Here is an 11,671-nt window from a genome sequence, read left to right as displayed (position 1 = left end):
GTTCAGATCTCTGTGGTTTCCGACCTAATGCCTCTAAGCCCGCTGCAAGCACGCATCGCGCGTGACATCGTTTCCCACGTCCGACGTGAACGCTTCCCTGTTGGCCATCATCTGGTTGAATCACAGCTAGCGAACACACTGAATGTGTCGCGCACGCCTGTGAAGTTTGCCCTGGGCCATTTGGTTGAAAAGGGTATGCTGACCTACGACCGCAACAGGGGATTTTTCCTCGCGCGATCCAGTGACGACTTGAGCGACCTTGTCTCTGAAGTCATGGAGAAGAGCGACGATCCTCTGTACCTGACGCTTGCAGAACTTCGCCTCAGTCGGCAGCTTCCTGAACTGTTTACCGAGATCGAATTCATGCGGCAGTTCGATGTGTCCAGAGCAGCTCTGAGGGCCGTGCTGTCTCGGATGCAGCAAGAAGGGTGGGTTGAACAGCGTGCAGGCCAAGGGTGGCGTCTGCTTCCCATGATCGACTCTGTTGAGGCTTACGAAGAAAGCTACTCCTTCCGAGCGACCGTCGAACCTTCTGGCCTTTTGTCACCGACTTTTCAGATTGATCGCGAGACGTTGGCGGCATGTCGTAAGCAGCAGGAATTCATCGCGAACGGCGGCTACCTGACCATGACGCCTCAGGAGCTTTTTGAGGCCAATTCCCAGTTCCACGAGACATTGGCAGCGTGCTCGGGTAACCGTTTCCTGCAGCAGACTGTCCGCCGTCTCGACCAGTTACGACGCCTGGTGGAATACCGCCAGGCCAGCGCACGCACACCCCGTAAAGGCCAAGCGGAAGAGCACTTAGCGATTCTCGATTGCCTGGAACGTGGCGACCGCTTGGCTGCTGCTGACCAGATGCGGCGCCACCTTGAACAAGCTCGCCGACACAAAGTCGATCCTGCTTTGTTTGAATAAGATTTCCACTCCCTAGCCCCTAGAGCATTGACGCGATCAACCTGGTCGCATGCGCTCACTCCTGGCGCTTGGACGACGCTCTGCCAGCTAGCGGTATCGTCGTAGTCCCATAACGCGCTGATTGACTTATATTTCCATATAAAACATTCGAACTAAGACATCCGAGTGCGCGCTTTCGTGTCATTTTGCACCCAGCTCGATCACGCTGTTAGACGAGGTCGACCTCAAGTTTTGTAACCGTCCGGCAAACATATCTTCCTCGAACGACTGCTAAAGGCCATGGTTTCCACCTAATTTAAGTAGACACCATCTCTGGCCCAGAGAGCGGATTTCCCATGATCCATGGCGACCCGCAACATGTCGCTCATGTGACGGTACAGGCTGTTCGATGCAGCCAGGCCGGCATACAAAAGCCTCTCTCTGGTGCAAAGGCATGAGTAACCTACCGACTGATCGGACATAGACGCGCCCCACATCCCAAAATACGCATTAAGGCTTTTATTGAGTGGCCAAGTGCTATCCTGCCAATCTCCACCTGCCGTCTCACTGGGAGCATGACGTCGGCCAGTGAAACTGAGCAAAACCGATACGTTCCGCATGTCGACGCTCGCTGCTCACCAAGGCCTTTGACTCGCTATGACTTCAGATTACGGCAAAACCTGTTTTCACAGCATGCAAGGAGTGCAAGATGCAGTACGTGGCTTGTTTACGAGTTGGTCAGAATGACGTTAAGGCGCTGATAAATCTGGAAGACCACAGGCGGGAAGTAGTGGCTCCGCTGTTGGACATGCGAGGTGACGACGACAGACACCTTCAAACATTCCTAGCGAGTTGGACTGAGCATCCTTTTTTCCTGGACGTTTCAAGAATAGCTAAGGACGTTGGTGAAGAATTCATTACTACCAATGACCTGCACAATCCTCATGGCGCGTTTGAGAACAAACGTCGCTTCTTTTCCGATGTGGCAGCCATCAACCAGAATGTTATACCGGTGGTCTCCTGGGTTGATGACGATCCCCAACGAGCAGTCATCCAAAGTGCACTTGCTCTCCAGGGCGATTTCCCCCATATAGCCATAAGGGTTACCTGCCCGGAAAACCCCACCTCGACTTCGTGGAGCAGATTGCTATCAATCCTGGATGCTCTTGAACGCCCGGACACCGCGACGGTGATTTTAGACTTCGGTGCCACCGCTCCGGCCAACACCGCCTCAGGGTCAGATTTCAACGTATCCCTGAGACAACTGAACAGCTATCAGATACGAAATCTGATCCTCATGAGCACTTCCTTCCCTATCGATAAGCCGGCTTCAAACACTTCACGTTCCTCCGCCTGTTACGACGTTGCGTGGCAAGCAAGGGTCGATACCAGTGGCATAGAGTTGGATATCGTCTACGGGGATTACGCCGCCACCAATCCGACCGCCTCGATGGAATACATACGAGGCATGCCTGTGCTTCCTTTTGCCTGCTATTACACGCCAACAGAATGGTGGCAACGACGCAAAGGTTCGGACAAGGAGTTTGTACGGTACGTTGAAATCGCCCAAGAAATCAGAGGCCTGCCGGGTTACCACGGTGATGACTTTTGCTGGGCTACTCGTGAGTACAGCAGAATTGTCGCCACATCTACAGGTTACGGGAACAATGGCACATGGAATGGGTACAGGATCAATCAGCATATCTGCGCCATGATCGAGTCCATCGTAGATACGGATAACAGTTTCGATGACTTTGATGCCGACGACTTACTCTAGCGAGCGATAGCGTTGTTTCAAGCTTGCTAGTACATGCGATCTGATCACGTTCATGGGGAGGGCGTCGCATAGCTGGCGACGCACCTCTTTTATGAGGTTGCGACTTTTCGTTGGCACCCCATACTGGGCCGCGAGTGCGTCCAACTCGCTACGCCACAAGAATCCCGTAAGGTGAAATTTATCCTGGAGCTTGTTGGGCTTCGCCCTTCGAATCATCGCCATGCCCGAATAGTCATCGACTACGAGCACTCCAACATGCGGTAGACAGGACTCAAGAGCCTTCACCAAGTGCTTCGAATGGCAGCATAGCCAGACTTCGTCAAAGCATGCCATATAGGCCTGCTGCTGGCCTTCCCAGCGAGCCAAGGTATCAGCATGCGATTTGATTTCGAACGCGGTTAGCTTTCCATTGGCGTGAACGAGATCGGCGCGTCTGGCCTTATCAATGAAGCACAGCTCCTCGATGAAAACGTCACTCTCTTCATGGGACATCGCTTTCGCGACCCACTGCTTGAGGATTGGGCGGATTTCGGTTGGATTCAGCATGCGCGGATTATAGACAGACAGTTGAGGCTTCTCACGCTAAAAAAGCATCCGGTCGTCTAAGGCCACAGAGCCCGCATCTGTATGATAGCCATCTTGCACGAAGTGGGGATGCGCCCGGTAGAAGCTTGGTGGGTTCATTCCGATGCGGCTAGAAATTGGCATTTAGAGCGACGCCCGAGGCTAGAACCCAGTACTCAGCTCAGTAGCCCTGAAAATCGCTCTTCAGAAAGTCCCGCAGCGACAACGGCTTCGGCTTTTATCAGCGCACCATCGGAACATGTCGGCTTGTCCAGGCCTATCAGCGCGCTGGTGCTGTACAGCGTGGTATAAGCGGCGCCCGCTAACACTGGGCAAGTGGTCTGAATACACGGGGAGTCGATTACGCGATCGACTTTTCCATCCGGCGCATAACGCACCACCCTGCTGCCGCCCCATTCGGCATTCCAGAGAAACCCCTGCGCATCAATGCAAGAGCCATCTGGAGCGCCTTGACCGTCAACCGTCGTGAACACACGCTGGTTTTCCAGTGAGGGGTAATCGCAGCAGAAAATACGTCCCTGCAGGGAGTCCGCGTAATACAGAGTGAAGCCGTCCGGGCTGAAACAGATGCTATTCGGGATCGCCACTGCGGGAATGTCCAACGTTTCTGTTTCGAGCGTCGACGCATTGAGGCGGTGAAATCTGCCGATGGTTTGCACCTGCTCACTGGCGTCCATCGTGCTGAACACAAAGTTGCCCATACGGTCGCAGCGGCCATCATTGATTCGGGTTCCGGGTACACCAGGCGTGACTGCAATTCTGCTGAAACGGCCTGTGCTCAGCTGATAGTAGCCCAGGCAGGATGCCAGTCCCATTAGCAATACGTCTTCGTCTGCCGTGAGGGCAAATGAGCCTAGCGACTCGGGCAGCGGCCAGCACTGCACTTCACCGCTTACGAGATCTATAGCACGTAACTCGCAGCTTGGAATGTCCGTCCAGAACAGGCGTTCGGTTCTTTCACACCAGACAGGGCACTCGCCAAGCATGCTGGTGGTGTCGGTTAGAGTTTTAAACATGGTTGCTTCCTACGAAACAGAATGGGGTAAACAAGGTAGTCAGTTGGAGAAAAGCGCTGACCAACGGTCACCGAACAACGCGATAGCCAAACCTGCGAGCATCACCACCGTCCCGACCAACTTGATGGAAGGCACCGGCCTCTCCAATGCCCCCATCAATCCGAAGTGATCGATCGCCAGTGACGAAATGATCTGCCCAGCGATAGCGAGGCCAAGCAGTGCTGACAGACCGATTTTCGGTGCCAGCACTACATAACTGAGCAACGCGCTGGCACCCAGCAAACCACCCAACAGGCTCCACCAAGGCTGTGCAGGTATGGCCGCCAGTGAGGCTGCTATCCCCCCGCGCATCAATGAAAAAATGCCCAGGCATACCGCGCCAGCAGTAAAAGAGAACAGCGCCGCCGCTACGGAGTCTCCACCCACACCTTTAGCGAGTTGGCCATTCAGTGTGGTCTGCAGGGTGATGCCAAGCCCCGCGCAGATGGCCAGCAGGTAGTAGGCTGCATTCATCTCACACCTCCTTACTTGGCTGACTCAAGCGGCAGGAATTTCTCGGCAAAGATATCCGGCTGATAGCCTGCAGCAGCAAACAGATGCTCACGGGACTCGTTGATCGCCGCACGCAGCCTTTCGCTATCCACACCTAAAACCTTGCCACCGCGCTTGACGATACGCCCGCCAATCATGACGGTGTCGACATTGCTGCGCTCTGCCGCATGTACCACGGTACCGAAGGCATTGCCTGACGGATAAAGGTTGATGTCCCGCGCGTTTATCAGGATCAGGTCAGCCTGCTTGCCGGGACTCAGGCTGCCGATTTTGTCCTGTAAACCGGCACAGACCGCGCCGTCGACGGTGGCGGATTTGAGCAAACCATGGGCGGGCAGGGTCACCACCGGATGATGGTCTTCACCGCAGCAGCGCTGGTGGTGCATGCCCATGACGCGCTGCAGGTAGAACGCCACCCGCATCTCCATGAACATGTCACCGCTGTAGGAGGTTTCGTTATCGACACTCAGGCCTGGACTGATACCGTGACGTTGGGCCGACTGCATGGCGAACATTCCATCTTCAATGCCGTAGTGGGCATCTGAACGCGGGCATACGTTGACCCGAACGCCAGCCTCGCGAAGGATTTTCCAGCCGGCGTCCGGCAGCGCGGTGCAGTGGTTGAAGATGTTGTCGGAACGCAGCAGCCCCTCGCGATGCAATCCTTCCAACTCAGCCGCCATGTCACCGCCAAAGAACTCGGTGATGATAGGCAGCCCTAGGCGTCGGGCCTCAGCCCACAGCTCAGGCTCCAACTGCGCCATCACCGCCAGAGAGAGCAGCGGGTTGTCGCCTTTCTTGATGTATTTTTCCTGCAGACGCTCCAGATTGCCCGGCCAGTGGGCTTTGTCCCACTCACCCGCAACCGGCGCCCCCGAGGCGTGTACGGCGCGTATGCCTGCATCGAGCAGCGCTTCGACAGCGGCATCGGAGTGCTCACCCGTGCGGCTGTTATGCGAGTTGTCCACCAAGGTCGTTATACCGGCATCGATGCAGCCCAATGCGCTCAGGAGGTTGCCGATATACATGTCCGCCGGGCGATAGTATTTGGCGAACGAGAAGTGGGTTGCGTTGCAGTAGTCCTCCAGGGTTGCGGCGTTCGGATTTATTCGCCGTAGTTGCCCCTCCCAGGAGTGACGGTGGGTATCGACCATGCCCGGCATAGCGATCATGCCGGATGCCTCAATCACGACAGAGTCGCCGGCTTCGAGATTTTCACCGATTGCCGTGATGGTGGTGCCTTCGATAAGAATATCGCCACGCGCCAGATTGCCGATGTCGCCATCCATGCTCAGTACAGTGGCGCCGCGGATAAGTGTGCGTGCGGCCGGAGCGACTGGGGCCTGCACAATGCTGCGGTTGTATTCAGCCATTTCAGTACACCTCTTCCAATTTCGTTGGAAGAAATGTACGCAAGGCGATACTGCGGGAAAAAGATGATTAAACTGTTTTTATTATTCAAGAATGACGAATAATAATGCTTTCCCCGGTCACTGCTTTGAGGCTGCTAACAGTCATGGATCGTATTCAAGCGATGCAGGTATTCGTCCGTGTGGCTGAGGCAGGAAGCTTTATCCAGGCGGCGCAGACGCTCTCTTTGCCGGCCTCGACGGTTACCAGCACCGTCAAGAATCTTGAGAAGTACCTGCAGGTGCGCTTGCTCAACAGAACCACGCGGCGGGTTAGTCTGACGCCTGAGGGCGCACAGTATCTGGCGCAATGCCGGGAAATATTGGAGCTGATAGAACACACAGAGACTAGTCTGACGGATTCCGTAAAACGGCCACAGGGACGTTTGCGGGTTGATATGCCGGGCGGCATTGCACACTTCATCGTCATGCCAAATCTGCAAGCTTTTTACATGCGCTACCCAGATATCTACCTAATGATCGGCGTCAGCGATCGGCAGGTTGACCTTGTTCAAGAGGGTGTAGATTGCGTCATTCGCACAGGCGAGCTCGACGATTCAACGCTTGTTGCGCGCCCCCTTGGCCGATTTCGCTGGGTGACCTGTGCATCTGTTGCCTATCTCGAAGAAAACGGTACTCCGCAAACACCACTGGATTTGTCACACCACCGGGCCATCCATTACTTTTCGGGCCACGCAAGGCACGCGGGCGAAATGCGCTTCGCCAGTGGCTCTGAAAAGCTCTCGGTTCAGGTGAACGGAACAACAGCCGTCAACGAGACTGGGCTCTACATAAAATTGTGCCTTGAAGGCTTTGGGCTGGCGCAACTCGCCGAGAACGTGGTTTCCGAGCACCTGCGAGAAGGGCGGTTGGTGGAAGTACTTGCTGACTGGCAACCGGCTTCGATTCCTGTGCACCTGTTATACCCGCATCAGCGCTTTCTTTCGCCAGCCGTGAGCGCATTCGCTGACTGGATCTCCGAGCTCGTTCGTGACGGGGATTCAGCCTGAGTTCAGTGGCTGCAGGGCTGAACAAACAGGCTCGAATATTCAGCTGGTGCGCCAATAGCGACGAGTAGCCAAGCGCAGCGAAGTGCTCGGCGGCCAGTGTGGCGAACGTATTGTTTAGTTCTCCCTTGGAGATGAGAAATGGCTTGGCACCGTTGATGATCAGTACGTTGCTCGCGAGGCTTAATCACCGACGATGAGGATCGTGATAGGGCCGCTCGGTGGCGATCGACACGTATTTGCCATGTTTGCTGGCCTAGCTGTGTTGCATGGGCGTGCTTCTGTAATGAGTGGGTTCGAGTTGAACATTGCGCCCGGCCAGCATGCCGGTGGATGCGCCGGCAACGGCGATTGCCGCTGTGATCAACAGCGGTGCTGTCCAGCCATCAGTCCAGTCGTGCAGTTGGCCCAGTAGCAATGGGCCTGTGGCCGCCATCAGATAACCCACACACTGCGCCATTCCTGATAGTGCCGCCGTGTCGCCGGCATTTTTTGTACGCAAGCCAATGAACGTCAGGCCAAGCATCATGCTAGCGCCAGAGCCGAAGCCCAGGAAAGCTGCCCACAACATGGCGTAGCTTGGTGCGTAAATGAGCCCGATCAAAGATGAGGCGGTTAACAGGCTAACGGTAGCGGCTGCCAGTTTCTGGTCTTTGAGACGGCGAAGCGTGGCCGCCAGAATCAAGCCGGGAATGGCGGTGGTCAATTGCAGCGTGCCGTGTACCATGCCAGCTTGCTCCGGGGATATACCATGATCCATCAGCATGGTCGGCAGCCAGCCTACGGCGACGTAAAAAGGCATCGCGTTCAGGCCCATAAACAGTGTGACCTGCCACGCCAGCGGTGAACTCCAGACGTTCACGGTTGCCGCTTGTTTGGGGCCGGACAGAACAATATGTTCGTGTTTTTTCAACTGGGGTAGCCACACAATCAGCGCCAACAGCGGGGCTGCTATCAACAAACTCAGGGCAATCGGCCATCCCCATGATTGGGTCAGCGGAATGATAACGGCGGAACCGGCAGCACCTGCTGCCCCCATCGTGATGGAGTAAGCGCCCGTCACAGACGCCATCTTCGTCGAGAAGTCGCGTTTGATCAGGCCAGGCAATAGCACGTTGCCCAGTGCGATCCCGGTGCCTATCAATACCGTACCGGCATACAACGCCCATGCGCTGCCTGCCGAGCGCAGCAGGATGCCTGCTGAAATGACCAACAGTGCACCGAAAAGCGTGCGTTCAATGCCGAACCTGCGGGCAACCGAAGCGCTAAGCGGGGAAAAGGCGGCAAAAGCCAGAAGTGGTAGTGAAGTAAGCAGGCCTAGAGCTGAGGCGCTTAAGCCAAAGTCATTCTGAATGAGCGGTAAAACAGGGGCGATGCCCGTAAAGGGAGCGCGTAGGTTTACGGCAATGAGCAGAATGCCCGCGACGAGCGCGATGGCATGCCACTTGTTTTTTGTATCTGACATATTCTGTAGCTGTCCTCTGAAAAGAAGACCACTGTAGAGAGCTTCAGAATTATCTAATATAGATATCAAAACACCTGATACCTAAATTATGCCAAGCTCAAAAAATGTCGTTACCTCGCCGGAAGATTTCGATTCAAATCTCTTCGCTCAGGCTGCGATTGCGCTCAAGGTTGCGCCTGCCCCCAATGATTCGGTTGCCCGCGCCCATGATCATCGAAAAGGCCAGCTAGTCCTGTCTTTGCACGGAGCGGTGAGCTGTGAGGTGCAGAACGCACTTTGGCTTGTGCCTCCCCAACATGCGGTATGGATTCCCGGCGGCACGCCGCACAGTTGCCGCATGACCGAAAACGCCCGCACTTGTTTTTTGTTTGTTGAACCCGATGCAGCAGAGATGCCTGACGCCTGCTGTACGGTTGCCATTACCCCCATTGTCCGCGAGATGATCCTTCACCTCGCAGAGCAGGAACCCTCCTGTCTTTGCGAGGGTAAAACTGCGCGGCTGGTTGCAGTACTGCTTGAGCAGCTTTCCGATGCTCCGCTGAAAGAGCTGCATTTGCCGATATCCGACCACCCCAAGATCAAACAAATCGCGGATACGCTCTTTGCAGACCCCGGTGACCGAACCACGTTGCGCGAGTGGGCCAATCGGCTTGCAACGAGTGAGCGAACGCTAGCCAGACTTGTGGAAAGTACGACTGGGCTGAGCTTCGGACGCTGGCGCCAGCAACTGCATCTGATGATCGCACTGAGTCATCTGGCAGAAGGCGTATCCGTGCAGCATGTGGCAGGCATCCTGGGCTATGACTCTGTTAACGCCTTTATCACGATGTTCAAGAAAGCTTTGGGAAAACCGCCCACTCTGTACTTTTCCTCTCTGCGATAGTGCTTTGCTTGTTAAATATCCGACCCATTGAGTCGTCGAGCCACCTGCACGATTCTGGGGATCACCCCCTGCTCAGCTTCTCCATCTGGAGTCCTCGTCGCAGACACCCACTGACCATCGGCATCACTAAATTCTGTAAAATGGGAAAGTGCGGTTCTGACACGGCCAGTCGTGAAGTGAGAATGGAGCCATCAAATAGTTAAGGATTGCTGACATGTCACGTTTCAAGGGCCGCCGCCTCAGGCAATACAGGTCGAGTTCGACCATCATAAAGATTTCAACATAGCTCACCCGACCATAGGCCTGTAATCCTAGGGATTGGTGAAGGCACCAGCCAGTTGCTACAACAGCCTGGCGGGAATATCCACCTCAGTGCGGGCACCTATGCCAAGAGCATGGGTACAAATGCTCTGAAGTGTGAACGGTGCGACGCAACAGTAATTCATGTCAATTCCTTCACTCGGGGCTGCTACTACAAAACCTCTAAGGTTCGGGCCTGCTTCCGCCCGCAAGCGAATGGAACGCATGGCCCCAACTGTCGTTTCGGTGTTGATAAGCAAATCGTTGAGCTCGCCAGCACCTCTAACTGCCTGGTCGAAAGCGTCCAGAAAAACCGCTTCCGCATGCGTCGGTCGCGGTGACAGAAGAGTTGAAAGCAAATGCTAGACGACTCAAGAAAGATGACGGTGGTGAGACATCCTCTACTGCCATCTGAACCTACACACCATCATCCAATCGGTTGTCCTCCTATATCAATACCGCACAAAGCGTCCTCAGACTGCGCGCAATGTGCGACGAAGACGCTGACATCGACGAGCACCTAGAACCAGTGTTTGCAGGCAATACCGTTGGCTGGAATCAGTTCTACTTCGACCATGCCCGGCAAATGGAGGCCCACTACGCCGTCTCAAAGAGTTCGACTCAATACCCGATCGCGATCCAAGGACGCGTGGGTAAGATCAAGCGGCGTGTCAACGGCGATACCACGCTCAATGTCATGAATCTCGAACGACTCAGGGTGACCCAGGATCCCAACGAACCCCACATATGGTATTAGCCTAGAAGTGGGTGTATGGGCGGCCTAGGCAAGCTGGTTTGATGGGCTAAGCGAAAACGACGAGTTCATAAAATCTGTCTGTGGAAAGCACCTCCCCCGGCCCGGAGCAAGGCCACCAAGGCGGGGTCTCTTGCATTACCGAATTGGCAAGTGCGTCAGTGTGCCGTGCCGGTTTCGCCAGGGTGGGCAGTCGCTTCTATTTTCTACCAATTGGTGGTCCCAAATGGGATGTCGGTGAGCTGCATGGGATTATCTCGGACGAGGGCGGGGTGGAATCGTACCAAGGTAACAAGGAAGCCAATAGATACAGATCCGGTTGATTTCATCAATGCTCGAGGGAAGTTGTTGCTCTCCCGTCGATTTACGTCCGTGTCCGCCCCCCCTTGACTGGCCGCTTCGGCCGATAGCTGCCGCTCACGAACGGCGGCTTTCGGCCAAAAGCGGACACTCAAAGATGCTAACGAAGCCAGGGAACGCAATCCTCCTGGACGCCAGTAGGATCCCTGGGCAGGAATGCGTTTTCTCCACTACCTACCTATCATCGCCTTCTCGGCTCTGATGGCCAGCTATGCCTAACTGTGGCTGATTATACCGACGTCTCTTTTAAATGATTTGGCTTAAACCAGTAATTACAGGTCATGGCAATCAACGCATCACTTAGAGCAAATGGCTTCTTCGCCGGCCTTTTGGAGTCAGAATTGTTGCTCGCTGCATCGCTCGAGTTACGGCTACTGGTACAAAAGGAAATAAATGAGAAAACAAAGAATGAACTGAGACAAAGATTTCTTTGGTTCGTGGTGGTGATTGCTGAACCCACTTTGGGATTTCGAATAGATAAGGCGTTCTCGATATTAATGGGACTGACTGAGATGAGCGCCTTAATGTCCGTAAAAGCAATTTTAAGAAAGGGCGAACTCTGTCCTATGGAAAACTTCCTCTTCTCCACATCTAAAGCAGGTTGCCTGTCGCCGCACTACAGTATTTCCATACTTAATGTGAGCGACATGACGGCTTGAGAGAGCACCG

The 11,671-nt window shown here is 54.7% G+C and carries 11 protein-coding genes; 6 read left to right on the top strand and 5 right to left on the bottom strand.

The window, feature by feature from the left end; all coding sequences use genetic code 11:
- The first annotated feature begins 27 nt into the window (after positions 1-27).
- Together AC3WMV_RS23490 and AC3WMV_RS23485 are read left to right on the top strand one after the other, a co-directional pair.
- On the top strand, positions 28-915 hold the full coding sequence (locus tag AC3WMV_RS23490) for a GntR family transcriptional regulator (protein ID WP_027614492.1): 888 nt from the start codon (positions 28-30) through the stop codon (positions 913-915).
- Positions 916-1,603: 688 nt separating this feature from the next.
- Positions 1,604-2,671, top strand: coding sequence for a beta family protein (locus AC3WMV_RS23485; protein WP_027614491.1), 1,068 nt, complete (start codon positions 1,604-1,606; stop codon positions 2,669-2,671).
- Here the strand turns inward: AC3WMV_RS23485 and AC3WMV_RS23480 are convergent.
- The 4 genes from AC3WMV_RS23480 to AC3WMV_RS23465 all read right to left on the bottom strand — a co-directional run bounded on the left by AC3WMV_RS23480 (position 2,663) and on the right by AC3WMV_RS23465 (position 6,197).
- A complete protein-coding gene (locus tag AC3WMV_RS23480) occupies positions 2,663-3,217 on the bottom strand; it encodes a sce7726 family protein (RefSeq protein ID WP_027614490.1) in 555 nt (184 codons plus the stop codon). The genes AC3WMV_RS23485 and AC3WMV_RS23480 overlap by 9 nt on opposite strands.
- Before the next feature lie 194 nt (positions 3,218-3,411).
- On the bottom strand, positions 3,412-4,272 hold the full coding sequence (locus tag AC3WMV_RS23475) for an SMP-30/gluconolactonase/LRE family protein (RefSeq protein WP_027614489.1): 861 nt from the start codon (positions 4,270-4,272) through the stop codon (positions 3,412-3,414).
- Between the two features lie 39 nt (positions 4,273-4,311).
- Positions 4,312-4,785 carry a DMT family transporter gene (locus AC3WMV_RS23470; protein ID WP_103368270.1) on the bottom strand — a complete coding sequence of 158 codons (474 nt, stop codon included), beginning with the start codon at positions 4,783-4,785 and terminating at the stop codon, positions 4,312-4,314.
- A gap of 11 nt (positions 4,786-4,796) precedes the next feature.
- Positions 4,797-6,197: an amidohydrolase family protein gene (locus AC3WMV_RS23465; protein WP_027614487.1), complete on the bottom strand. Its 1,401-nt coding sequence runs from the start codon at positions 6,195-6,197 to the stop codon at positions 4,797-4,799.
- Between the two features lie 143 nt (positions 6,198-6,340).
- Here AC3WMV_RS23465 and AC3WMV_RS23460 point away from each other — a divergent pair, with 143 nt between their 5' ends.
- Positions 6,341-7,243, top strand: a complete 903-nt coding sequence (locus tag AC3WMV_RS23460) for a LysR family transcriptional regulator (protein WP_027614486.1) — start codon at positions 6,341-6,343, stop codon at positions 7,241-7,243.
- Between the two features lie 253 nt (positions 7,244-7,496).
- Here the strand turns inward: AC3WMV_RS23460 and AC3WMV_RS23455 are convergent, their stop codons facing one another.
- Positions 7,497-8,705, bottom strand: a complete 1,209-nt coding sequence (locus AC3WMV_RS23455) for an MFS transporter (RefSeq protein WP_027614485.1) — start codon at positions 8,703-8,705, stop codon at positions 7,497-7,499.
- Positions 8,706-8,793: 88 nt separating this feature from the next.
- Here AC3WMV_RS23455 and AC3WMV_RS23450 point away from each other — a divergent pair, with 88 nt between their 5' ends.
- The 3 genes from AC3WMV_RS23450 to AC3WMV_RS23440 all read left to right on the top strand — a co-directional run bounded on the left by AC3WMV_RS23450 (position 8,794) and on the right by AC3WMV_RS23440 (position 11,661).
- Positions 8,794-9,588 carry an AraC family transcriptional regulator gene (locus tag AC3WMV_RS23450; RefSeq protein ID WP_049827964.1) on the top strand — a complete coding sequence of 265 codons (795 nt, stop codon included), beginning with the start codon at positions 8,794-8,796 and terminating at the stop codon, positions 9,586-9,588.
- Between the two features lie 787 nt (positions 9,589-10,375).
- Entirely contained in the window at positions 10,376-10,645 is a 270-nt protein-coding gene (locus AC3WMV_RS23445; RefSeq protein ID WP_219738114.1) for a hypothetical protein, read from the top strand.
- 638 nt (positions 10,646-11,283) lie between these two features.
- Positions 11,284-11,661: a hypothetical protein gene (locus tag AC3WMV_RS23440; protein WP_027614482.1), complete on the top strand. Its 378-nt coding sequence runs from the start codon at positions 11,284-11,286 to the stop codon at positions 11,659-11,661.
- Positions 11,662-11,671: the final 10 nt, after the last annotated feature.

The sequence above is a fragment of the Pseudomonas sp. FW305-3-2-15-E-TSA4 genome (genome assembly GCF_058787295.1).
The sequence above is the reverse complement of the archived record's forward strand: the minus strand, read 5'-3'. Positions and strand labels throughout refer to the sequence as shown.

What these genes read in the sequence shown, in the direction of transcription:
- AC3WMV_RS23465 (WP_027614487.1), bottom strand. Translation starts at nt 6,197, where the DNA reads ATGGCTGAATACAACCGCAGCATTGTGCAGGCCCCAGTCGCTCCGGCC.
- AC3WMV_RS23490 (WP_027614492.1), top strand. Translation starts at nt 28, where the DNA reads ATGCCTCTAAGCCCGCTGCAAGCACGCATCGCGCGTGACATCGTTTCC.
- AC3WMV_RS23475 (WP_027614489.1), bottom strand. Translation starts at nt 4,272, where the DNA reads ATGTTTAAAACTCTAACCGACACCACCAGCATGCTTGGCGAGTGCCCT.
- AC3WMV_RS23485 (WP_027614491.1), top strand. Translation starts at nt 1,604, where the DNA reads ATGCAGTACGTGGCTTGTTTACGAGTTGGTCAGAATGACGTTAAGGCG.
- AC3WMV_RS23450 (WP_049827964.1), top strand. Translation starts at nt 8,794, where the DNA reads ATGCCAAGCTCAAAAAATGTCGTTACCTCGCCGGAAGATTTCGATTCA.
- AC3WMV_RS23460 (WP_027614486.1), top strand. Translation starts at nt 6,341, where the DNA reads ATGGATCGTATTCAAGCGATGCAGGTATTCGTCCGTGTGGCTGAGGCA.
- AC3WMV_RS23440 (WP_027614482.1), top strand. Translation starts at nt 11,284, where the DNA reads ATGGCAATCAACGCATCACTTAGAGCAAATGGCTTCTTCGCCGGCCTT.
- AC3WMV_RS23455 (WP_027614485.1), bottom strand. Translation starts at nt 8,705, where the DNA reads ATGTCAGATACAAAAAACAAGTGGCATGCCATCGCGCTCGTCGCGGGC.
- AC3WMV_RS23470 (WP_103368270.1), bottom strand. Translation starts at nt 4,785, where the DNA reads ATGAATGCAGCCTACTACCTGCTGGCCATCTGCGCGGGGCTTGGCATC.
- AC3WMV_RS23480 (WP_027614490.1), bottom strand. Translation starts at nt 3,217, where the DNA reads ATGCTGAATCCAACCGAAATCCGCCCAATCCTCAAGCAGTGGGTCGCG.
- AC3WMV_RS23445 (WP_219738114.1), top strand. Translation starts at nt 10,376, where the DNA reads ATGTGCGACGAAGACGCTGACATCGACGAGCACCTAGAACCAGTGTTT.